The 22782-nt window shown below is 34.0% G+C and carries 21 protein-coding genes; 14 read left to right on the forward strand and 7 right to left on the reverse strand.

Annotated elements, in window-relative coordinates:
• Window positions 1-8: 8 nt before the first annotated feature.
• The 7 genes from BB045_RS04220 to BB045_RS04250 all read left to right on the forward strand — a co-directional run bounded on the left by BB045_RS04220 (window position 9) and on the right by BB045_RS04250 (window position 6600).
• On the forward strand, window positions 9-2579 hold the full coding sequence (locus tag BB045_RS04220; protein WP_075140519.1) for a DUF2309 domain-containing protein: 2571 nt from the start codon (window positions 9-11) through the stop codon (window positions 2577-2579).
• Between the two features lie 69 nt (window positions 2580-2648).
• Window positions 2649-3011 (forward strand): Na-translocating system protein MpsC family protein, encoded by a 363-nt coding sequence (locus BB045_RS04225; RefSeq protein WP_011276808.1) that lies wholly within the window; start codon window positions 2649-2651, stop codon window positions 3009-3011.
• Window positions 3012-3210: 199 nt separating this feature from the next.
• Window positions 3211-3903: a GNAT family N-acetyltransferase gene (locus BB045_RS04230; protein WP_070861071.1), complete on the forward strand. Its 693-nt coding sequence runs from the start codon at window positions 3211-3213 to the stop codon at window positions 3901-3903.
• A gap of 59 nt (window positions 3904-3962) precedes the next feature.
• Window positions 3963-4649 (forward strand): phosphatase PAP2 family protein, encoded by a 687-nt coding sequence (locus BB045_RS04235; protein ID WP_075140520.1) that lies wholly within the window; start codon window positions 3963-3965, stop codon window positions 4647-4649.
• A 32-nt stretch (window positions 4650-4681) separates the two neighbouring features.
• Window positions 4682-5539, forward strand: coding sequence for a patatin-like phospholipase family protein (locus BB045_RS04240; protein WP_075140521.1), 858 nt, complete (start codon window positions 4682-4684; stop codon window positions 5537-5539).
• A gap of 66 nt (window positions 5540-5605) precedes the next feature.
• Window positions 5606-6352, forward strand: a complete 747-nt coding sequence (locus BB045_RS04245) for an alpha/beta hydrolase (RefSeq protein ID WP_075140522.1) — start codon at window positions 5606-5608, stop codon at window positions 6350-6352.
• Window positions 6352-6600, forward strand: coding sequence for a hypothetical protein (locus tag BB045_RS04250; RefSeq protein ID WP_070442212.1), 249 nt, complete (start codon window positions 6352-6354; stop codon window positions 6598-6600). Before BB045_RS04245 ends, BB045_RS04250 begins: the two co-directional genes overlap by 1 nt.
• 484 nt (window positions 6601-7084) lie before the next feature.
• Here BB045_RS04250 and BB045_RS12390 read toward each other — a convergent pair whose 3' ends face one another.
• Window positions 7085-7243: a hypothetical protein gene (locus BB045_RS12390; protein WP_227490104.1), complete on the reverse strand. Its 159-nt coding sequence runs from the start codon at window positions 7241-7243 to the stop codon at window positions 7085-7087.
• A gap of 150 nt (window positions 7244-7393) precedes the next feature.
• Between BB045_RS12390 and BB045_RS04260 the strand changes: the two genes are divergently transcribed.
• The gene (locus BB045_RS04260) at window positions 7394-8722 is read left to right on the forward strand and encodes a sodium-dependent transporter (protein ID WP_075140523.1); all 1329 of its coding nucleotides are present in this window, start codon (window positions 7394-7396) and stop codon (window positions 8720-8722) included.
• 52 nt (window positions 8723-8774) lie between these two features.
• Here the strand turns inward: BB045_RS04260 and BB045_RS04265 are convergent, their stop codons facing one another.
• On the reverse strand, window positions 8775-9314 hold the full coding sequence (locus BB045_RS04265) for a hypothetical protein (RefSeq protein ID WP_075140524.1): 540 nt from the start codon (window positions 9312-9314) through the stop codon (window positions 8775-8777).
• Window positions 9315-9435: 121 nt separating this feature from the next.
• Window positions 9436-9966, reverse strand: a complete 531-nt coding sequence (locus tag BB045_RS04270) for a pentapeptide repeat-containing protein (RefSeq protein WP_037551702.1) — start codon at window positions 9964-9966, stop codon at window positions 9436-9438.
• A gap of 282 nt (window positions 9967-10248) precedes the next feature.
• On the opposite strand from BB045_RS04270, the gene BB045_RS04275 reads away from it, so the two are divergent.
• The 3 genes from BB045_RS04275 (at window position 10249) to BB045_RS04285 (ending at window position 13721) form a co-directional block, all read left to right on the forward strand.
• The gene (locus BB045_RS04275) at window positions 10249-11145 is read left to right on the forward strand and encodes a PLP-dependent cysteine synthase family protein (protein ID WP_037552593.1); all 897 of its coding nucleotides are present in this window, start codon (window positions 10249-10251) and stop codon (window positions 11143-11145) included.
• Window positions 11146-11147: 2 nt separating this feature from the next.
• Window positions 11148-12293: a bifunctional cystathionine gamma-lyase/homocysteine desulfhydrase gene (locus tag BB045_RS04280; protein WP_075140525.1), complete on the forward strand. Its 1146-nt coding sequence runs from the start codon at window positions 11148-11150 to the stop codon at window positions 12291-12293.
• A 438-nt stretch (window positions 12294-12731) separates the two neighbouring features.
• On the forward strand, window positions 12732-13721 hold the full coding sequence (locus BB045_RS04285; RefSeq protein WP_075140526.1) for a LysM peptidoglycan-binding domain-containing protein: 990 nt from the start codon (window positions 12732-12734) through the stop codon (window positions 13719-13721).
• Between the two features lie 62 nt (window positions 13722-13783).
• Here BB045_RS04285 and BB045_RS04290 read toward each other — a convergent pair whose 3' ends face one another.
• The gene (locus BB045_RS04290; RefSeq protein ID WP_011276795.1) at window positions 13784-14062 is read right to left on the reverse strand and encodes a hypothetical protein; all 279 of its coding nucleotides are present in this window, start codon (window positions 14060-14062) and stop codon (window positions 13784-13786) included.
• Window positions 14063-14190: 128 nt separating this feature from the next.
• Between BB045_RS04290 and BB045_RS04295 the strand changes: the two genes are divergently transcribed.
• Window positions 14191-14580 (forward strand): NUDIX hydrolase, encoded by a 390-nt coding sequence (locus BB045_RS04295; RefSeq protein ID WP_037552586.1) that lies wholly within the window; start codon window positions 14191-14193, stop codon window positions 14578-14580.
• A gap of 7 nt (window positions 14581-14587) precedes the next feature.
• Entirely contained in the window at window positions 14588-15052 is a 465-nt protein-coding gene (locus BB045_RS04300) for a GNAT family N-acetyltransferase (RefSeq protein ID WP_070442194.1), read from the forward strand.
• Window positions 15053-15149: 97 nt separating this feature from the next.
• Here BB045_RS04300 and BB045_RS04305 read toward each other — a convergent pair whose 3' ends face one another.
• The 3 genes from BB045_RS04305 to gltC all read right to left on the reverse strand — a co-directional run bounded on the left by BB045_RS04305 (window position 15150) and on the right by gltC (window position 18084).
• A complete protein-coding gene (locus BB045_RS04305; RefSeq protein WP_070839689.1) occupies window positions 15150-15959 on the reverse strand; it encodes a YibE/F family protein in 810 nt (269 codons plus the stop codon).
• Complete coding sequence (locus BB045_RS04310; RefSeq protein ID WP_075140542.1) at window positions 15956-17038, reverse strand: YibE/F family protein; 1083 nt, start codon at window positions 17036-17038, stop codon at window positions 15956-15958. The genes BB045_RS04305 and BB045_RS04310 overlap by 4 nt, the downstream gene beginning before the upstream one ends.
• Before the next feature lie 158 nt (window positions 17039-17196).
• Window positions 17197-18084 (reverse strand): glutamate biosynthesis transcriptional regulator GltC, encoded by an 888-nt coding sequence (gltC, locus tag BB045_RS04315; RefSeq protein ID WP_075140527.1) that lies wholly within the window; start codon window positions 18082-18084, stop codon window positions 17197-17199.
• A gap of 163 nt (window positions 18085-18247) precedes the next feature.
• Here gltC and gltB point away from each other — a divergent pair, with 163 nt between their 5' ends.
• Window positions 18248-22768, forward strand: coding sequence for a glutamate synthase large subunit (gene gltB, locus BB045_RS04320; protein ID WP_075140528.1), 4521 nt, complete (start codon window positions 18248-18250; stop codon window positions 22766-22768).
• Window positions 22769-22782 lie beyond the last annotated feature (14 nt).

Genomic DNA, 22782 nt, shown 5'->3' on the forward strand with positions numbered 1-22782 from the left:
AATCTAACATGACAATAACTAAACATAACATAGAAGAAACAGTTAAATCGGCACGTCGTGTGATTACACCACTATCTCCTATATCTATCTTTGCAGCACGTAATCCATGGGAAGAAATGGAACATGAAACGTTTGATCAAGTAGCTCAATGGTTTAAACATGTTCGTGATATAGATTTATACCCAAGTCACGCGTCAGTGATGACTGCTTTAGAAAATGGCGAGATAGACCAAAAACTTGTAGAAACAGAAGTACAACAAGCTATTAAAGACTACGACACTTCAGTGCCAAAATCACATATAGATATTTATTGTAAAAATGCGATGCGCATCAAAGATTTGCCTACAAACCTAATTACTAAAGAAGCATACTTAAAGATTGAAGTATCTAAGCTCAAACGTGTATTTGAAAATGAGCCTTTTAAATATGCACGATCAAAAAGTGCGAATGCATTTAATGCTAAAGGTGAATCTTTAATGGATGAACTTAATACACATATTATTAAGTGGTCCAAATTATATTTAGATAATTTCCAATCAAGTTGGACTATGCCTAAAAGGGAAGAAGGATTCTATATTTCTTGGCTACATTTAGCACAGCATGATCCAATGCTTACTAAAACACAACGTAAAATGATTAAGACACTGCCTCAAGATTATAGAGAGGCTTTAATCATGGCATTAAATCATTTAGATATAGCTGAAGATGAACGTGAATCATATTTAACAGGTCATTTCCTATCATTACCAGGTTGGGCAGGCATGATGTACTACCGTGCTGAACAACATGAACATGAAGCGGATTTGTTAACACAGTATCTTGCTATAAGATTAACGATGGAGTGTATTTTACTAGATACTGAAAAAATGAGCCGTCCGGCAGTCTTAAATGTTGAAAGACGAATCAAAGAACTTGTAAGTAAATGGTTATATTATGGAGAGATGTCAATTGATGATTGGGCCTCAATGTCTATAGAAGACCAACTGGAACATTTAAGGTTTGCTCACGATTTTAACCCACTCTATTTCAAAAAATTATGGCTTGAAGCGTGGGAAGAAACACATGAACGTGAGTTAGTCGAAGCGATTTATGATAAATCTGTTAAACCAGTAGAGCAAGAAACTCAAGTCCAATTAGCTTTTTGCATTGATGTGCGTTCAGAGCCTTTTCGTCGTCATTTAGAGAGTGAAGGACCGTTTGAGACGATAGGTATTGCAGGATTCTTTGGTCTTCCAATTAGAAAAGAAGTGTTAGATGAACAATTTACGCATAATTCATTACCTGTCATGGTACCACCAGCCTATGCCATTAAAGAGTATGCCGATCGCCATGATTTAAATACGTATAACCAACAACAACATTCGGTTACATCCATGTTTTATACATTCAAATTGATGAAACATAATGTCTTACCGAGTCTACTATTACCAGAATTAAGCGGATCATTTTTAAGCTTAAATACGATAGCGAGTACATTAATGCCGAAGAAGACAGGCCACTTTGTTCGTAATTTTACGAAGAATTGGTTGAAGAAACCTGAAGCTAAATTAACAATAGATCGTGAGCATGAAATTTATAGTGATTTACCAATAGGATTTACTGAAAAAGAACAAGTTGCTTTCACAAGACAGGCATTACAGTTGATGGATTTAACGACAAACTTTGCACCTTTAATTGTATTAGGTGGTCATGGAAGTGTGTCCAATAACAATCCCTACCATGCTTCGTTAGAATGTGGCGCTTGTGGAGGCGCGTCAAGTGGATTCAATGCTAAGCTATTGGCAATGATGTGTAATTTACCACATGTACGTAAAACTTTAAAAAATGAGGGTATAGTGATTCCTGACTCAACCGTCTTTGTTGCTGCAGAGCATAAGACCTCTATCGATGAATTAGAATTTATTTATATGCCAGAATTAACTAAGGAAGCTCAAAATGCATTGGATATGTTAAATGAAGCTATGCCACGTATAAGTTATAAAGCAAATTCGGAACGTCTCGCTAATCTTCCTGGCTTAGATCAAGATAATTTGAAAGACCCGATTGCAGAAGCGCATCGCTTTGCGAATGACTGGAGTGAAATCCGTCCAGAATGGGGCTTAGCTCGTAATGCAGAATTTATTATTGGTCAGCGTAATATTACTGCAGGTACCAATTTAGAAGGACGAGCTTTCTTACATAATTATGATTGGAAGAAAGACACTGATGGGCAATTATTAAATACAATTATTTCGGGTCCAGCTTTAGTAGCACAGTGGATTAATCTACAATATTACGCGTCGACTGTTGCACCACATTTTTATGGAAGCGGAAATAAGACTACCCAATCAGTAACATCTGGTGTTGGCGTTATGCAAGGTAATTCAAGTGACTTATTGGCTGGGTTACCTTGGCAATCGGTTATGGCTGCAGATAACAAAATTTATCATTCTCCAATTCGATTGTTAGTTGTTATCCAAGCGCCAGATCAATATATTAAAGACTTACTTGAGAATAATATTAAATTCAAACAGAAAGTTGATAATCAATGGGTACGTTTGGCAAGTATTGATGAGAATGGTAGTTGGAAAGACTGGTAGAGAGTTCGGTTTTTTCGGAAAAAGTGATAAAATAAGGTTAATCAATTAATAGGAGATAAATGATTAATCATGGCTAAATCTAAAGGTGCTTATGAGGCAGAGATTAGTAAGGCAATTACACAATGGGAAAAGGATTTTCTCGGACGTGGTTCGCTTTCAGTAAAAACTGATATACTACGCGATATGATTATCGTCAACTTACAAGGCGTATTAACTCCTGCAGAATATCGTGTATGCAAGACACAAGAAGGCCTACTTAACATTAAACGTACGCGTTCGGAACTTGTGGAGTCAGGACAAGATGATTTGATGCAATTAATCTTAGATATTACTGGCGTCAGTGTGAGTAGTTTCCATAGTGATTTAAGTACGATTACAGGCGAACGAGTGATTGTATTTAAACTAGATACTAATTTGGAAAAGCAACTTTAAACTCAATGTCGTTAATGTTAATACAATTTTAAAGAGGCACCCTAAAAGTTAGATTATTATGCTGACTTTGTAGGGTGCTTTTACGTATAAGCGTTTTAATTAATGAATTATCCATTTATATTTAAACATTTCTAATTAAGAGATTATTTTATTGGATTAGTGTACAATTTACACAAAGAGAATCTAGGAGTTGAAAGTGATGCGCGTAAATGAGTTTAAGCAACCAATTGGAGAAGCATTAGATGATTTTGTGACGCCGTCTTTTCCTGATGCACAAACGCTAGAGGGCAGTTATGGAAGGCTAACAAAGCTGAGTATTGAACACATAAATAATTTATATGACGTTCTATGTGATGTTGAATCGAGACGCATTTGGACGTATCTTTATGAGGGCCCTTTTGATTCTAAGACCGAATTTGAACAATACATTAAACAACTTATTGATAGTAAAGATAAATATTTCTTTACGATTTTAGATAATGTGCAACAAAAACCTTTAGGTATTCTAGCATTAATGCGTATAAATCCAGAACAAGGGTCTATAGAAGTAGGCAATATTATCTACTCTAAAACGTTAAAGAAAACACGTGTGGCTACAGAAACTCAATATTTGTTAGCGAAATACGTGTTCGAAACGTTAGGCTACAGACGATATGAATGGAAATGTGATAACTTAAATGCACCTTCCAAACATGCTGCGCAACGATTTGGATTTACATACGAAGGATTATTTAGACAATCTAATATTTGTAAAGGTCGTAATCGTGATACTGCTTGGTTCTCAATGTTGGATAGTGAGTGGCCAGATGTAAAAGCAAGATTTGAACACTGGCTTAAACCATCTAATTTTGATCAGGAGGGACAACAAATTAAACATTTAAATGACTTTTAATAAGTAAAATACATGTTTAATTATTTTTGAAAATAATGAAATTAGGGACTGGTGAGCGTATGAATAAACAAATAAGTGGAATTTCACCTAAGATGACGGTGCCTATGTTCATGATCGGGTTAATTATTTTTGTCGTTGTTGCAATAAATGTAATTCACGATACATTATTGGTTCAAAATATCGATATAGGTTCTTTGCATTGGCTGACAGATTATTTTGGTATGCCGCAACGTAAATACGGCGATGGTATTTGGCATAATTTCATGACTTTTTGTGCTGAGATAGGAGAAGTAAAGTCAGTTATCTATATCACACTATTTTTAGCAATTGTTTTATTGTTTAAACATTATAAATTCTCAATTTGGATGATGTTAACTATAACGAGTGGTACGTTATTAAATTATTTAATTAAACAACTCATCGAGAGACAACGTCCATTTAATCATTTGATGCGAGACCACGGATATTCATTTCCAAGTGGGCATTCTAATGCAAGTACGTTACTTGCTTTAATATTGTTAATTATTTTAATTCCTTTAATAAAATTCAAAGCAATAAGGATAATAGCCAGTATTATCACTATTATCATTTGGATAGGTGTGCTGTGTTGCCGACTATATTTTCATGCGCATTATATTACAGATGTAGTTGGAGGCGTTACACTAGGTATCATTTGGATAGCATTGTTTTTAATGATATTACCATTGTTTTATCTTAATTTACGTAATAAGCCTAATAATAATTAGTTCAATATCTTTTTTACAAAGGGGAGATGGCAATGTCAAAAGATAAGGAACGTATTTTAGTTCTTGGCGGAGGCGGAATTACAGGAATTGCTTGGGAATCTGGCGTGTTAGCTGGATTGATTGAAAGTGGTGTAGGTTTAGAGTTGGCAGATAGAATCATAGGCACATCTGCAGGTTCGTTTGTAGGTGCAGTACTAGCTAACGGTTATGATATGCGTACATATTACTATGAGCTAAATGAACGAATAGATGATAGTGATCATGCGAAGCTTTCTTCAGATATTTATCGGTTATGGCAGAATGCATTTATCGTAGGACGTGATGATGCGACTAAAGTAGGTCAAATGATGGGTGATATTGTATATACGCGACCTTCACATGTTGATTTAACTAAACGTAAACAAGCCATTCGTCAACGTTTAGGTGATGTAGGGTGGCATGATAATTTAGAAATTACTGCTATGAATGCTAAGACAGGAGAAGTCGCTACATTTCATTCACATAGCAATGTAACACTTGAGGAAGCCGTGACAGCGAGCGGTGCAGTACCTGGCATTTGGCCACATATACGTTTGAACAATCATGATTGGATTGATGGAGGTATGGTTTCTCCGACAAATGCTATGTTAGCTAAAGGTGCAGACAGTATTATTATTTTAGCGCCAATAGCAGATGGTTTAGGTATGATGCCAGGTGCATTTGATGATGCGAAATTATTAAGCGAGCATAGTCATGTTTTAGTAATTAGTCCAGATAGTAAGAGTAGAGCTGAAATTGGAGATAACATTTATAATCCCAATAACATACTAAAAATTGGCAATGCTGGTTATGAGCAAGGAAAGTTACTTGCACAACGTATTCATCTGGAATTTTGCGAGTGGGTTGAATGATTTGAAGATTTTAAGGCTACGCGCAGTATTATAATATGCTAATTTTAGAATAAGGAGAGAGTAAGAATGAAAGTAAAATCACCACGCCCAATTAATTTAAAGGGGACACGTAAAGAAGCGGTCTTATTGCTTCATTCATTTACTGGAACGATTCGTGATGTGAAACCCTTAGCACAAAAACTTAATCAAGAGGGTTATACATGTTACGCACCTAATTATAAAGGACATGGATTACCACTAGATCAGTTTACGCAATATACTGTTCACGATTGGTGGAATGATGTCTTAAATGGTTATCAATACTTGAAAGATGAAGGGTATGAAACCATTTATGCAACAGGCGTATCATTGGGCGGATTATTCACATTGAAATTAGCTGAAACGGTAGATGTAGCGAAAATTGCGGTTATGTCAGCACCAAGTGAAAAAGAAGAAGCTGGTATAGTATGGCGTATGGAGCGCTATGGTCAGCGCATGAATGAGTTAATGAATTTAGATAGTGATGTTTCACAGGCACAGTTTAATCATATAGAGGACTATCGCCCAAGTGTTCGTGTATTCAAAGATTTCATTTCCAATATTACTGCGCATTTAGGCGATATCAAGATACCAGCGAGAATTCTTTATGGAGAAAAAGATGAACAATCTTATCAAGATAGTGCACATTATATTTATGAGCACATTAATAGTGAAGATAAAGATTTAACAAGTCATCCTTTATGCAAGCATCTCATGACGCATGGTGAAGGCAGTGATAAAGTAGAAACACAAATTGCAGAATTTTTCATGACTAATAGAGTGGAGCGAATGTGATGAAACGTACATTTTTACTAACTTATATAACAACATCTGGAAAAAATTATACTGAATTTAAAACTTTTCAAAATGGTCCTGATAAAGATGCATGTATTCAACGTCTTATTGATGAATTTGATGAACTTGCTTATTTATTTTTAAAAGATGGCCAACAATCTCATTATATCAATGTTGATCATATTGAAAGTTTGAGTATTCAAGAAGTTACTGAGGGACAAAACGTAATGTACGATTTTAATGGTTAATTTAATTATTAGCGTAACTAATGTAAATAGAAGGAGCAGGACAGAAATAATATTTTCCAAAATTTATTTCGTTGTATCCCCAGCAAAGAGAATTTTTTTAAGAAATTCTCTTTGCTGGGGCCTCGCCTGCCAGGCAATGTTGACTAGAATTAAAAAGCTTGTTACGAATGCATTTTTAATTCAGTCAACTACTGCCAATATGTAATTTTAGCCTGAACATTGATTTATGTCCTAGGCTCTTTTTTATGCTACAAAATGCACAACGTCTTGATCTATAAATTTAAATATTGTGCTCCTATTGATAATTTAGTTTAACTAAGTATAAGACAATGAATATCATTATACCTAATACTAATCACTTCATTTCGTTTAGAAATTCAATGATTTTTCCTCGTTGATTAACAACTATTTTATGAACATTTTTGTCTTTATCAATTATTTTGACACCATTTGGGACAACGAATAAAGTATTAACTTTCGAAATTTATTGAATATGTTGATAAGGTACGAAGACTGAATCATCTTGAATGTTAAATGAGTGAGGAGTAAATCTAAATCCATCATCCATAAATACAATGTGGCCCCATACAGCTTCTACGCCTTTCCAATAATTAGCTTTAATTCTTTTATGAAGTAAACTCATTATATCCCCCCCTTAGGCAATCAATATTAGTTAAATTTTACTATAAAGATAAAAAATAAAAAATCTATGTATATTGCACTTATAAGAAAGACGTGTTAAAGTATTACTTAAGTGCATAAACGCTTTAACGCGTTAAAGGGAGTGGATGAATTGAGCAAAGAGTCACAATGGAAGACATCAACCGGATTTATTTTAGCCAGTGCGGGATCGGCAATAGGACTAGGAGCAATGTGGAAGTTTCCGTATATGGCAGGCGTTTATGGTGGTGGGGCTTTTTTACTTTTATTCTTAATATTTACTATATTTGTAGGGTTACCGCTATTAATTATGGAATTTACAGTAGGTAAGATGGGACGTACTTACACTACTCAAATATATAGTAAGTTAACTGGTAAGAAATGGCTAAATATTATTGGATGGAATGGTAATTTAGCAGTATTTATATTATTTGGATTTTATAGTGTTATTGGTGGATGGATCATTATATATATCGGTAATGTCATTTTACAAATGTTATCCATTGAGAAAACGACACTAACAAACATTAATTTTGAAGCAATTATTAGTAATCCGTGGCTAACGGTTCTTGGTCAGGGGATTTTTATCTTTTTAACAATGATTATCGTCATGTTAGGCGTTGAAAAAGGGTTAGAAAAAGCATCTAAAGTAATGATGCCACTATTATTTATCTTTTTAATTATCGTGGTACTCAAATCTTTAACTTTAGACGGCGCGATAGACGGCGTGCGTTATATTCTACAGCCACGTCTAGAAGATATTTCAATGGAAGGGATTCTATTTGCGTTGGGTCAGTCATTCTTTACGTTATCATTGGGAACAACTGGGATGATTACTTATGCAAGTTATGCGCCAAAAGAAATGACAATAAAGTCATCAGCAATTTCAATAGTAATCATGAATATTTTAGTATCTGTATTAGCTGGTTTAGCCATATTCCCAGCTTTAAAAACTTTTGGATACGAACCTCAGGAGGGGCCAGGGCTATTATTTAAAGTTTTACCGTTAGTATTTAGTCAAATGGGCTTTGGTGTTATGTTTTATTTCATATTCTTAATCCTATTCTTATTTGCTGCATTAACTTCGTCTATTTCGCTATTAGAATTAAACGTATCTAATTTCACTAAAAATGATAATTCTAAGCGTAAATCTATAGCATTTATCGCAAGTATATTGGTATTAATTATTAGTATTCCAGCTACGCTATCATTTAGTAGTTTAAGTGCTGTTAAATTTGGTGCAGGAACTATTTTTGATAATATGGATTTCATAGTTTCAAATATTTTAATGCCTTTAGGCGCACTTGGGACAACATTAGTAGTAGGGCAATTATTAGATAAAGAAGCTTTAAAAGAAAGTTTCGGTCGCGACAAGTTTAAATTCTTTGCGCCATGGTATTTTTTAATGAAATTCGTCATGCCAGTCGTTATTATACTCGTGTTCATCGTTCAATTATTCTAAAGATTATACAATATAAAAAGGTTAGTCACACATATGTGGCTAACCTTTTTTACTACTTGAAACGAGCATTTATATAATCTCGTTCAATTTCTAATAACTCTAAATAATCTTCAGACATGATTTCTTTACCAATTTCAATATTTTTAGAAACAATAAAGTCAGCAAGTTTATGGTTTTCCTCATCAGAGTCAAAGAATGAAAGTGCTCTTTTTATTGTATCTTTTTCAGAAAAAAGGATTAACGTACGACCGTACACTAAATCTTCCTTACTTCTTTGATAAGAAGCCTCTAAAAAAGCAAATATTTTTGAGCCATCATTATATTCAAAAGCTGAGTCTATATCACCCTGAACTTTATCAGCAATATTAGACAATCTTGACTGCTCAGCTGGATCTTCTGGTCTATATTGATCTCGTACATACTCTTTCCACTTAATTAATTCTGAAGCAATATGTTCTTTTAATTCTGAATCACTATTATTTGTTTTAAATGCGTCAACTTGTTGTCTTAACTCGCTTAAATCCATTAAATCTTCACGGTTAAGTTGACTCGATTCAAACGCTTCATAGTGATCATTTTCATGTGTAGACATCAATCATTCCCCCCTTAAGATACTTTGATACTTTATTCCTTTTAACACTACATCTAAAACATATCAGTTTTGATATTAAAAAGGGATAAGTTAGAAATGATATAAATGGGAAACAGTAGGATTACATGTTTTCAAAACGAACGTCTTGTTTGCGTAATTCTTTCATCACTTTCTCAGAAATTGCTGAATTGTTGATTGAAACATTTTTAAAAACACAATCTTTAATTTTAACATTGTCTAGGTTACATAAATCTAATGCGACATTTTCAAACACGACTTTCTTTAAAACAACATCGTTGAAAGTGACGTTGCGTAAGCTACAGTCTTTGAAGGAAGTCTGTTCTATAGTTAGTGTGTTGAATTGACTATCATCGAATGTAGTTACACTGTAGTTTACTTTACTCATTAGAGTTTTAAAGAAATTAATGTTTACAAAAATACTACTGCTAAAGTCACAATTAATTAATTTAGTGTTAGACACGGTATGAACATTTTTAAATATGCCCTCAGAAAAGTCGCAGTTTTTAAAATAACTCTTATTAATTTCTAAATCGTCGTACATAGCGTTTCTAAAGGTACTATTGGTATATTTTTTACTTTTATAGTGTTCATTAGTAAACACAGATAGAGATAAATCGGCTTTTGATGTCATTACGATTCTCCTTTAAGTATTATTAATACGTATAATCAATTATTGCGTTTGCATCGATATTATCGTAACACGAGTATTAAGTTGAACGATAGTTATTGAGTTCTTAGATACATGTATCATTACATAAAAAAGTTTAAAATTTGCAGTTTTGCATAAATCTAAAGATTATCGTATAATTCATAGTGATTGAGTAAGGATTACAAACAAAATTTGGGGTTGATGAATACTATAAACAGAAGGTAGGTTGAGTCAAAGCGAGTAAGAGCGCTTTAGATAATTAATATGATTGCATTTGACTTAATAGGACAAACACCACTCGTATTACTGGAAAGTTTTAGCGATGAGAACGTTCAGATTTATGCTAAATTAGAGCAATTCAATCCAGGTGGTAGTGTGAAAGATAGACTAGGTAAATACCTTGTTGAAACAGCCATAAAAGAAGGTCGAGTTTCTTCGGGGGGTACGATTGTTGAAGCTACAGCAGGAAATACTGGAATAGGACTTGTAATTGCTGCCAATCGGTATCATTTAAAATGTGTTATTTTTGCGCCAGAGGGCTTTTCTGAAGAAAAAATATCAATTATGCGTGCATTAGGCGCAGATATTAAACGTACGCCTAAAGATGAAGGCATGATTGGTGCACAAACTAAAGCAAGAAGCTACGCCCAAGAATTTGGGGCGATATATATGAACCAATTTGAAACGGAACATAATCCAGCGGCATATACGCATACGTTAGGTAAACAACTGACTGATACTTTGCCAAACATAGACTACTTTGTTGCAGGCGTGGGTTCAGGAGGTACGTTTACAGGCGTTGCACAACATCTTAAACAATATAGTGTAAAGAATGTGATTGTTGAACCAGAAGGCTCAATATTAAATGGTGGCGAAGCACATTCACATGATATTGAAGGTATTGGTTCAGAAAAATGGCCCATCTTTTTGGAGCGAAGTTTAGTAGATCAAATTATTACAGTAAGTGATAAAGATGGCTTTGACAATGTTAAACGTTTAGCACAGCAAGAAGGATTATTAGTAGGTAGCTCATCAGGCGCTGCTTTACAAGGTGCTTTAGACATTAAAAATCAAATCGATAAGGGCGTTATTGTAACCATTTTTCCAGATGGAAGCGATCGTTATATGTCGAAAAAAATATTTGAATACAAAGGAGAATAATGATGAAGAAAAAAACACAAATGATTCATGGTGGACATACAACAGATGACTTTACAGGTGCAGTTACGACACCTATTTACCAAACAAGTACGTATTTACAAGACGAGATTGGTGACTTAAGACAAGGATACGAGTACTCCCGTACAGCTAACCCAACACGTACAGCGATTGAAAGTGTTATTGCTAATTTAGAAAATGGTAAACATGGTTTTGCTTTTGGTTCAGGTATGGCGGCTATCAGTGCGGTCATCATGTTGTTAGATAAAGGTGATCATCTTATTTTAAATTCTGATGTGTATGGTGGAACTTATCGTGCATTAACTAAAGTATTTACACGTTATGGCATCGATGTTGATTTCGTAGATACAACTCATATTGAAAATGTCAAAGACTATATTAAACCAGAAACTAAAATGTTATATGTAGAAACACCATCAAATCCATTATTACGTGTAACAGATATTAAACGTACAGCAGAAATTGCAAAAGAAAATAATTTAATTTCAGTAGTAGATAATACATTTATGACACCTTACTATCAAAATCCATTAGACTTCAGTATTGATATTGTTTTACATTCAGCTACTAAATATATTGGTGGTCATAGTGATGTTGTAGCTGGTTTGGTTGCAACTGCAGATGACGAGTTAGGAGAACGTTTAGCCTTTATTTCAAATTCAACAGGTGGTGTTCTTGGACCACAAGATAGTTATTTATTAGTTCGTGGTATTAAAACATTAGGATTACGTATGGAACAAATTAATCGTAATGTTGAAGCTATTGTTGAAATGTTACAAAATCATCCATCAGTTCAACAAGTATTCCATCCAAGTATTAAAGACCATTTAAACCATGATATTCATGCCGCTCAAGCAAGTGGTCATACAGGCGTAGTTGCTTTTGAAGTAAAAGATACTGAAGCAGCAAAGCAACTTATTCGTAAAACAAACTACTTCACATTAGCTGAAAGTTTAGGTGCAGTTGAAAGTTTAATTTCAGTACCTGCTTTAATGACACATGCATCTATCCCTGCTGATGTCCGTGCTAAAGAAGGTATCACTGATGGACTCGTACGTTTATCAATCGGTATTGAAGATACAGATGATTTAGTTGAAGACTTAAAACAAGCCATTGATACTTTGAACTAAATCAAATGAGTTAAGACAAAATAATATTTTAATTCTACATTATAGTTAGAATTAACTGACTGAGGATAGAAGGTATCTTTTCTCAGTTAGAATCAACCATATAGGGGTGGGACAATCAATTTTGTTCCACCCTCTTAATTTTAAATAAAAGTTAAATCTCAATAGTTGAGAATGTGTTATACACTTATGAAAAGTAAATTATATTTCTATGCATATTATTTAAAATTCAAAAGTAGTGTACAAAAAATTCATAGATATGTAATCAAATTGAAATGGAATATCATGTCGAATTGTATTAATTTAGTATAAGTACACTACTTGAACGGATAAAAGAAAGAAGTATGTAATAAAGATTTAATACAGATAAGTGTCTGGTACAACTAGAAGTAAGTGGTAAGTAACCCAGTGAACAAGCATAAGATTAAGGAGGCGCTTTGTATGAATAAAAAAATTCTAGCAACAGCAGTATTAGGGACAGGAGCACTTAGTACATTATTTGCTCATCAAGCTGAAGCATCAACAACGCACACAGTTCGAAGTGGTGAATCTTTATGGTCTATTTCACACCATTATGGTATCACTGTATCTAAATTAAAATCATTAAATGGCTTATCATCAAATCTTATTTTTCCAAACCAAGTATTAAAAGTTTCGGGATCTTCTAATTATTCAAGTCGTTCAAATTACGGTAATTCAAGTAGTACATATACTGTTAGAGCAGGGGATAGTTTATCATCTATCGCTAGTCGATATGGTACAACATATCGTCATATTATGAATTTAAATGGATTAAATAGCTTTTTAATTTTCCCTGGTCAACAATTAAAAGTATCTGGGTCTGTAAGTTCAAATTCACACTCAAGTTATAATTCAAATAGTGGTGGTACATCAAGTACTTATACAGTACGTTATGGGGATTCACTATCATCTATTGCTAGCCGATATGGTACAACATATCAACATATTATGAGATTAAATGGATTAAATAATTTCTTTATTTATCCTGGTCAAAAATTAAGAATTAGTGGTTCAGCTTCTTCAAACACTTACTCAACGCGTTCAGCACAATCAACGTATTATTCATCACCAGTATTTAATCATAGAAATTTATATGATTGGGGACAATGTACATGGCATGTGTTTAATCGTCGTGCTGCTATTGGAAAAGGTATTAGTACTTATTGGTGGAATGCTAATAACTGGGATAATGCTGCAGCTAGAGATGGGTATCGTATTGATGGTAACCCAACAGTAGGTTCAATTGCACAATCAGATGCCGGTTATTATGGTCATGTAGCATTTGTAGAACGTGTTAATAGCAATGGTAGTATTTTAGTTTCAGAAATGAACTTTAGTGCGAGTCCAGGTATTTTAACATATCGTACAATCCCTGCTTATCAAGTACGCAATTATAAATTTATTCATTAATTTATCAAAAAAAGCTAATCAAAAGGAAGTATACTTTACTTCTTTTGATTAGCTTTTTTATCTTATTGGAAATTATAGTCTTCTTTAACTTTTCTAAAGCTTGAAGCTAAACGTGTAACATTAATAATGAATGATACGAATGACGTTAGCTTACGGAATTTGTAAGGAGATTTCATTGATACTACGAAATCTAAGAGTGTGCCTACAGTGCTTAGGCCTAAAGATAAATAAACTAGATTTTTATTTTTCGCGTCGAATTTAATACCGTTATAACCATCTACGATAAAGCCTGCTGTACTAACTAAATTTGAAACGCGCGTTAATTTTGATTTTTTTGCCATGAATAATACCCTCCGAAATATCTAAATGTCATCAAATAATCATTTAGTATATTATTATATGTTAATATCATACTAAAATAACATATATTTTTGAAGTACAAAACATTTCGTTAAAAAGGTGTGATTATATGATAAAGTGTGTTTGTTTAGTGGAGGAAACAGAGAACCAAATCTTATTAGTACAAGTAAGAAATAGAGAGAAGTATTATTTCCCGGGTGGTAAAATTGATGAAGGTGAAACGCAATTAGAAGCGATACAAAGGGAAGTAAAAGAGGAACTACAATTAGAGTTTCCACAAGAGGATTTCACATATATTGGAACGGTCATAGGAGATGCATACCCGCAAACGAACATGCTAACAGAACTAAATGGATTTAAACTTCAACAAGAAATTGACTGGAATAACGTTGAAATTGACAATGAAATTACTGATATACGTTGGTTCGATAAATCTGAAACAATGTTAATAGCACCCGCTGTTATAAAGTGGATTGAAACATTTTCAGAGAGAAAGTAGGGGCATCATGGAAATTCGACCATATTCAATTCAAGATTACCCGTTATTAGATGTATTTGAAATATTACCAGAAGATAGAAAATTCACTCGGACACCTATCCATAATATTGATTTAGCTAAAGGAGACGACGAGCGTCACCCGACTCTTGTTATGAGGGATAATCAATGTGTAGGATTCTTTACTTTACATGAAGGTCAGGGTGTTAAATCATATAGTGACAATAATAAAGCTATATTTTTCCGTTCATTTAGTGTGGATGCACGATATCGTGGCCAAGGTCTTGGAAAAGCAGTGATTCAACAACTACCAAGCTATATAAAGTCAACATTTCCTTACATTAATGAAATAATATTAACTGTGAATACTGACAACGACAAAGCCATCGGATTATATAAACAAGCCCAATATTCTATTACTGGAGATGCAATTTTAGAAGGGCGACCAGTTTACGTTATGAATTTTAAAATATAGATGCTTATAAATAAACAAGCCAGTGAATGAATTTATCAAGACTCATTTACTGGCTATTTTTGAGAGAACTGTGTCCCACCTATTATATTTTTATAAGTTAATTTTTAAAATTTTGATCCGTAGATTGCGAAGAAATTTCAGAATGCTTTTGATTAAATTTAGGGTGTTTAATTAATAAAGCTGTAATCCATGCCGTAATCGGGATACTAAGCGCTACGGCAATTCCACCTAGTAAGATAGAAATAAATTCTTGAGCAAATATTTTTGAGTTAATGATATGTCCGAAAGAATAATGTAATTGGAAAAACCAAAAGAATAATGTCAATTGACCACCAAAATAAGCTAAATATATCGTATTGGCAGAAGTTGCTAGAATTTCTCTACCTACACGCATGCCTGATTGGAACAATGCCTTACGTGAAAGGGTGGGGTTGGTTTCATTAAGTTCATACATTGGAGAACTTATAGTTATGGTTAAGTCGATGACCGCTGCAATTACTGCTAAAATGACTGTAAATACTGAGAATTGAACCATATCAATACCGATATTCATTGAAAAAATATATGTTTCGTCTTGTTGTTCTGTTGTAAAGCCTTGTAAGTGACCGATACTTATTGATAGATAAATACCGACTATTAAGAGAATGGTAGTAATTATTGTAGCAATAAAAGCTGCTTTGGTCTTAATGTTATAACTATTTAAAATAAATAAGTTACATGCGGCAATGACAATGCAAAAAACTAGTGAAACTAGGTATATAGGTGTTCCAAATAAGATGAACACAATACTAATTAGCAGGATAATAAAATTTAAGAATAATGTTAAGTATGAGATTAAGCCTTTTTTACCGCCAAAAATGAGCATTAAAATTAATAAAATTAGTGCTAGTAGGACGACTGCATTCATCTTGTCACATCCTTCCATTTCATCCATATAACCATCAAACTAATTGTAATTGGAATCGTTAGAACGATACCAATACCACCAGTTAAAGCACGAACAATTTCTAAAGACCAGTTCATCGAAATCGTATACGTAAATGTGTTAGCATTTTTTAAATAGATTAAGAACATCGGTAGACTTCCAGATAAGTAAGAGAAAAGTAAAATGTTCGTCATTGTACCCATGATATCTTGTCCTATATTACGACCTGCTAAAGCCCAACGTGATAAAGAAATGTTAGGTGTACGTTGTAATATTTCATACATACCGCTTGATATTGTAATAGCAACATCCATCACTGCACCTAATGATCCTATAAGTACAGAAGCTAAAAATATATCTTTAGGTGGCAGCGTTAAAAAACTCATTGTTTCATATTTAATACCAGCACCATTGGTTAACTGAATAATAATTTGAGTGATACCAATACATAAAAATGTACCTAGTAAAGTACCGACTGTTGTAATCCAAGTGCGCATGTGCCAACCAGTGACGAGTAATAACGTGACAATGGTGGAGAAAATGATCGCCACACTCATCAAATTGAATAGATTAGTAGATGGATGTTTATCATGAATTGCAATAGCTATCAAGATAGCACTAGTGTTAAAGATGAGTGACAGAATAGATTGTAAGCCTACATTACGTCCTACTAGTAAGAGAGACATAATGAATATACCTGCGATTGCTACAGTTAAACTATCGCGTTTTTTCTCTAAGATAGTTGCATCTTTAGGACTATTTTGAATATGCATTAGCACCTTGTTATTTTTGCTAAAGTGCTCTGAATCTGCTTGAGATTTAACATATGTATTGTCTATCGTAGTTGATTCGCCTTTAAATTTTCCATTTAATATCTTTATTGTTAAATGCTGTTTGTATTTAAAATCTGTATTATGTTGCTCATCAACAATCTTTTGAGCGTTACTTGTTTCTACATGAGTAACTTTACCGATAGGTGTATTGTAGAAACTAGCATTGAAAAACGTAAAGATAAAAGCACCGATAATAAGTACACCAATTAGAACTATGATGCGATTCATCACGCGATGACTAGAATTGTTGCGTTTTTGTGCATTCACTAATTTAACCCTCATTTATAAATCAAATTCTATTCTTAATTAAGTCAGAGTGATTATACGCTCTTCAGCATTATTATTCAAATAGTATCCATTTAATTATCGAATACCTCTTTATAACATTAGTGGTATGTAGATACTTTGCTTAAAAGTTGATGTATTAAATTCGATAAATTAAGTATATCAACTTTTTTATTATCCTTTTTAAAGATGGCGCAAAATGATCGCTTTAATTCTGTATGGCCTAACGAAATATCACATAATTCATCTTTATCATTTTCTAAAGATAAATAATCTGGCAAGATAACATAACCACGTTGATGTTTAAGTAAATAATTCGCTAAAGATTTAGAACCAACTATATTAACTGGCAGCTTTAAAGTGTGCTGTAAACGACTTTCAATTGTCGATGCCAAAGGTTTTAAAGTGAATAGTTGTGTTTTGGCAAATTGTGTTAGCGGAGGATTGATCGATAAAGCAATGACGTCATCTTTAGGTACATAAATATGATATGTTTCCTCAAATAATGGTTTTAATGATAGATTAGTATTCTTCTGAAGTTCGGCGTTAATTTCAACTAGGCCAATATCTATTTTGCCAGTATAAAGTGCCTCGGAAATATCAGATGATGACATAATATGAGGAACGATGATGCTATCATATTGTCGTTCAAATGCTTGGATAATCGCAGTAATCATTTGAGAAATATAGCTTTCCTCAAAACCAATATTCAGAACACGTGCATTTTTATGATTTGTTTGTTGAAATAACGCTACCGTTTCATCTAATTGCTCTAAAATTTGCGTAGCTTGATTGAGTAAAGCTTTACCATGTGAGGTTAAATGAATATTTCTCCCTTGTCTATTGAATAACGTTACTTGCAATTCCTGTTCTAATAATGTAATTTGCCGACTTATTGCAGATTGGGCTATGTTCAACTCAAGTGCTGCTTCAGAGATGTGTTCTCTACGTGCTACTTCTACAAAATATTTTAATTGTTTAATTTCCATATACATGCCCCTTCCAACTTTTCAAATTTACCTATTAGTATTAATTATTCTAATTATTAGAATAAAGTTATCTAATTAATATATTGTTCAGATAAATATTTTACATTATATTAATTATTATTAACAGTAAATTTTCTGAAAATTCTCAAAAGGAGTGGGCATCATGTTTGATGAAAAATTAAAAAGAGGATTATACGATTACCGTGAGGAACATGATGCATGCGGTATTGGGTTTTACGCAAACATGAATAATTTAAGGTCACACGATATCATCGAAAAATCACTTGAAATGTTGCGTCGTCTTGATCATCGTGGCGGTGTTGGCGCAGATGGTATAACAGGTGATGGTGCCGGTATTATGACCGAAATACCATTTCAATTTTTTAAAGCTCATGTCAATTTAGACTTACCTAACGAGGGAGATTATGCGGTAGGTCTTTTTTTCTCTAATGAAAAGATTCAAGGTACGAAACATGAAACGCAATTCAATGACTACTTTCAAAGTGAAGGTTTAAAGGTAATTGGCTATCGTGATGTGCCTGTCGATGTTAATGCAGTGGCACCTCATGTGGCGTCTACGATGCCACACATTCAACAAGTGTTTATTGATATTAGATCTATTGAAACACCGGTTAAACCATTGTATATAGCGAGAAAGCAAATAGAGCAATATGCAGAACGACAAGATTTAGGGCTTTATTTCACAAGTTTATCGCATAAGACAATTGTTTATAAAGGTTGGTTATGCTCAGATCAAATTAAGAAACTATATCTAGATTTAAATCACGAAGACTATCAATCTAAACTAGGACTTGTTCATTCAAGGTTTAGTACAAATACGTTCCCGAGTTGGAAGCGTGCGCATCCAAACCGATTATTGATGCACAATGGTGAAATTAATACGATTAAAGGTAATGTTAATTGGATGAGAGCACGACAAAGACAATTAATTCAAACATTATTTGGCGAAGAACATACTAAAATACAAAACATTGTTGATGAAGATGGTAGTGATTCAGCGATTGTAGATAATGCGTTAGAATTTTTATCATTAGCGATGGAACCCGAAGAAGCAGCGATGTTGCTTATACCTGAACCATGGTTATACAACAAAGAAAATGATGCCAATGTTCGTGCGTTCTATGAGTTTTATAGCTATTTAATGGAACCATGGGATGGACCAACGATGATTTCATTCTGTAATGGAGATAAAATTGGTGCATTAACTGACCGAAATGGATTACGACCAGGTCGTTACACAATTACAAAAGATAATTTTATTGTTTTTTCATCAGAGGTGGGTGTAGTAGATGTACATGAAGACAATGTTGCTTATAAAGGACAGCTCAATCCTGGGAAGTTATTACTTGTAGACTTTGAGTCTCATAAAGTGGTTGAAAATAATGAATTAAAAGTTCGAATTGCCAATCAATATCCTTACAAAGAATGGTTGGAAAGCCACAAAGTGGACCTAAACTTAGAAGCCCAAACGTATCATCAACCTTTATTAAACAATAAGACATTATTTAAGTTGCAGCGTCAATTTGGATATACGAAAGAAGATATCTATAAATATATGTCTGAATTAGTGATAGGTAAGAAAGATCCAATTGGTGCTATGGGTTACGATGCGCCACTTGCGGTATTAAATGAAAGACCAGAGTCCCTATTTAATTACTTTAAACAATTATTTGCACAGGTAACTAACCCACCTATTGATGCTTATCGCGAAAAGATAGTAACAAGTGAGTTATCTTATTTAGGTGGAGAAGGTAATTTGTTCCATCCTGATGAAACAGTATTAGACCGTATTCAACTGGCAAAACCCGTCCTAACTTTAACGCAATTAGATAAGATTAAACAGAGTAAGTTTAACGTGAAACACTTATCTACACTATATCAAGATAACCTTAAAGAGGCATTGGAAAGACTGGGTGAAGCGGCGATACAAGCTACTCGAGATGGTCATACTATATTAGTTCTTGATGATAGTGAACTTATTGATAATGATGATAAAAGTAAAGTGAAAGAACAACGCTACGCTATGCCAATGCTATTAGCTATCAGTCATATTCATCAGTTATTAATCAGAGAAGGTCTACGTATGGATACTAGCTTAGTGGCACTATCTGGAGAAACGCGTGAAGTTCATCATGTAGCATGCTTATTAGGCTATGGTGCAAATGCTGTTATTCCATATCTAGCTCAGCATACTATTGCACATTTAACTGAAACACATCGTTTAGAAGGCGCCGTTTCCGACAACGTTGAAACTTATACACGTGTGTTATCAGAGGGTGTTATTAAAGTGATGGCGAAGATGGGTATCTCTACTGTTCAAAGTTATCAAGGGGCTCAAATCTTTGAAGCGGTTGGTCTATCTCAAGAAGTGATTGATGACTATTTCACTGGAACACAGTCTAAGTTATCAGGGCTAAGCATTCAACAAATTGATAATGAAAATAAAATGTGTCAACAAAGACATAATGAGTACCTAGATTCAGGAAGTGTCTTCCAATGGCGACAACAAGGTCAACATCATGTGTTTAATCCTACAACAATTCATTTGTTACAACATGCATGTCGTGAGAATGATTATACACAGTTTAAATCTTTTTCTAATGCTGTACATGATCAGAGAAATGATCATCTACGTGATTTATTAGAATTTAAAGCACAGCAGCCGATTCATATTAGTGAGGTTGAGTCAGTAGAGACCATTGTTAAACGTTTTAATACGGGGGCAATGAGCTATGGTTCTATTTCTGAAGAAGCGCATCAAACATTAGCACAAGCTATGAATAAACTAGGTGGTAAAAGTAATAGTGGTGAAGGTGGAGAAAATCCTAAACGCTATGAAATCCAAGAAGACGGTAGTGTGTTATCAAGCGCTATCAAGCAAGTCGCTTCTGGCCGTTTTGGTGTGACTAGTAATTATTTGCAACATGCAAAAGAGTTACAAATTAAAGTTGCTCAAGGTGCTAAGCCTGGAGAAGGAGGACAGTTACCGGGCACAAAAGTATATCCTTGGATTGCTGAGACACGAGGTTCAACGCCAGGTATAGGGTTGATTTCACCTCCACCACATCACGATATTTACTCAATTGAAGACTTAGGACAATTAATTCATGACTTAAAGAATGCAAACAGAAACGCTGATGTAGCAGTTAAATTAGTTTCGAAAACAGGTATCGGAACCATTGCATCGGGTGTCGCTAAAGCATTTGCAGATAAAATCGTCGTGAGTGGATATGATGGTGGTACAGGTGCATCTCCTAAGACGAGTATTCAACACGCCGGTTTACCTTGGGAACTTGGTTTAGCTGAAACGCATCAAACATTGAAATTAAATCATTTACGTAGTCGTGTTCGTTTAGAAACAGATGGTAAGTTGATGACAGGTAGAGATGTTGCATTAGCATGTGCACTAGGTGCCGAAGAATTTGGATTCGCGACTGCACCATTAGTTGTTTTAGGGTGCATCATGATGCGCGTTTGTCATAATGATACATGTCCAGTAGGTATCGCGACTCAGAACAAAGATTTAAGAGCGTTGTTTAGAGGTAAGGCTGACCACGTTGTTAACTTTATGCATTTTATTGCTGAAGAGTTAAGAGAGGTCTTAGCATCGTTAGGACTACGAACAGTTGAAGAATTGGTTGGACGTACCGACTTGTTACAACGCTCAAGTCGAATTGATGAACAATCAAAAGCAGCAACATTAGACATTGATAAGTTATTGGATTCAGTTGATGGCCCTAACTCAAAAGAAATTAATCAAAATCATCATTTAGATATAGGTTTCGATTTAAATTACCTATATAAAGATGCTAAACAAAGTATTGAGGATGGAAAATTATTTAAAGGGAATTATGTGATTAATAATGAACAACGAGATGTAGGTGTTATCACAGGAAGTTATATTACTCAGTGTCACGGTATTAAAGGGTTACCAGAGGGGACAATTGTAGCTAAAACACATGGTCATGCTGGACAAAGTTTAGCGGCATTCGCACCATCAGGATTGTTAGTACAACATACAGGTGATGCAAATGATTACGTTGGTAAAGGGTTATCTGGTGGTACTGTTGTGATTAAGGCACCAAATAAACAACGCGAACGTGAAATTATTGCTGGGAATGTATGTTTCTATGGTGCTTCAAAAGGTAAAGCCTTTATTAATGGTAGTGCTGGCGAACGTTTTTGTATTAGAAACAGTGGTGTTGATGTAGTAGTAGAAGGTATCGGTGATCATGGTTTGGAATATATGACTGGAGGACATGTAGTCAATTTAGGAGATGTAGGTAAGAACTTTGGTCAAGGTATGAGCGGAGGCGTTTGTTACGTATTTCCAAGTAATCTCGAATTATTCAAACATAAAAACCAATTACCAACCCTAGCTTTTGAGAGAGTGACACACAAAGAGGAGAAAGCGTTACTTAAAACAATGTTAGAGGAACATTATCGTTATACCCAAAGTACAAAAGCAGCGGCAATTTTAAATGATTTTGAACATGTGGCAGACAAAGTTATTAAAGTGATTCCAAAAGATTATGAACTAATGATGCAAAAAATTGAATTACAAAGTCGTCGTTTGCCACAACTTGATGATGCTAAACTGGCAGCATTCTATGATGAACGTACGACAATTGAACAAGAATTACAGCCAGCAGTTATTTACTAAAGAAAGGAGAGGTT

The sequence above is a fragment of the Staphylococcus sp. MB377 genome (genome assembly GCF_001922505.1).
GTDB lineage: Bacteria > Bacillota > Bacilli > Staphylococcales > Staphylococcaceae > Staphylococcus > Staphylococcus haemolyticus.

Coding starts and splice junctions, on each gene's coding strand:
- BB045_RS04250 (WP_070442212.1), top strand. CDS start 6,352: ATGAAACGTACATTTTTACTAACTTATATAACAACATCTGGAAAAAAT.
- gltC (WP_075140527.1), bottom strand. CDS start 18,084: ATGGAAATTAAACAATTAAAATATTTTGTAGAAGTAGCACGTAGAGAA.
- BB045_RS04270 (WP_037551702.1), bottom strand. CDS start 9,966: ATGACATCAAAAGCCGATTTATCTCTATCTGTGTTTACTAATGAACAC.
- BB045_RS04235 (WP_075140520.1), top strand. CDS start 3,963: ATGAATAAACAAATAAGTGGAATTTCACCTAAGATGACGGTGCCTATG.
- BB045_RS04275 (WP_037552593.1), top strand. CDS start 10,249: ATGATTGCATTTGACTTAATAGGACAAACACCACTCGTATTACTGGAA.
- BB045_RS04265 (WP_075140524.1), bottom strand. CDS start 9,314: ATGTCTACACATGAAAATGATCACTATGAAGCGTTTGAATCGAGTCAA.
- BB045_RS04240 (WP_075140521.1), top strand. CDS start 4,682: ATGTCAAAAGATAAGGAACGTATTTTAGTTCTTGGCGGAGGCGGAATT.
- BB045_RS04300 (WP_070442194.1), top strand. CDS start 14,588: ATGGAAATTCGACCATATTCAATTCAAGATTACCCGTTATTAGATGTA.
- BB045_RS04290 (WP_011276795.1), bottom strand. CDS start 14,062: ATGGCAAAAAAATCAAAATTAACGCGCGTTTCAAATTTAGTTAGTACA.
- BB045_RS04310 (WP_075140542.1), bottom strand. CDS start 17,038: ATGAATCGCATCATAGTTCTAATTGGTGTACTTATTATCGGTGCTTTT.
- BB045_RS12390 (WP_227490104.1), bottom strand. CDS start 7,243: ATGAGTTTACTTCATAAAAGAATTAAAGCTAATTATTGGAAAGGCGTA.
- BB045_RS04220 (WP_075140519.1), top strand. CDS start 9: ATGACAATAACTAAACATAACATAGAAGAAACAGTTAAATCGGCACGT.
- gltB (WP_075140528.1), top strand. CDS start 18,248: ATGTTTGATGAAAAATTAAAAAGAGGATTATACGATTACCGTGAGGAA.
- BB045_RS04245 (WP_075140522.1), top strand. CDS start 5,606: ATGAAAGTAAAATCACCACGCCCAATTAATTTAAAGGGGACACGTAAA.
- BB045_RS04225 (WP_011276808.1), top strand. CDS start 2,649: ATGGCTAAATCTAAAGGTGCTTATGAGGCAGAGATTAGTAAGGCAATT.
- BB045_RS04295 (WP_037552586.1), top strand. CDS start 14,191: ATGATAAAGTGTGTTTGTTTAGTGGAGGAAACAGAGAACCAAATCTTA.
- BB045_RS04285 (WP_075140526.1), top strand. CDS start 12,732: ATGAATAAAAAAATTCTAGCAACAGCAGTATTAGGGACAGGAGCACTT.
- BB045_RS04230 (WP_070861071.1), top strand. CDS start 3,211: ATGCGCGTAAATGAGTTTAAGCAACCAATTGGAGAAGCATTAGATGAT.
- BB045_RS04305 (WP_070839689.1), bottom strand. CDS start 15,959: ATGAATGCAGTCGTCCTACTAGCACTAATTTTATTAATTTTAATGCTC.
- BB045_RS04280 (WP_075140525.1), top strand. CDS start 11,148: ATGAAGAAAAAAACACAAATGATTCATGGTGGACATACAACAGATGAC.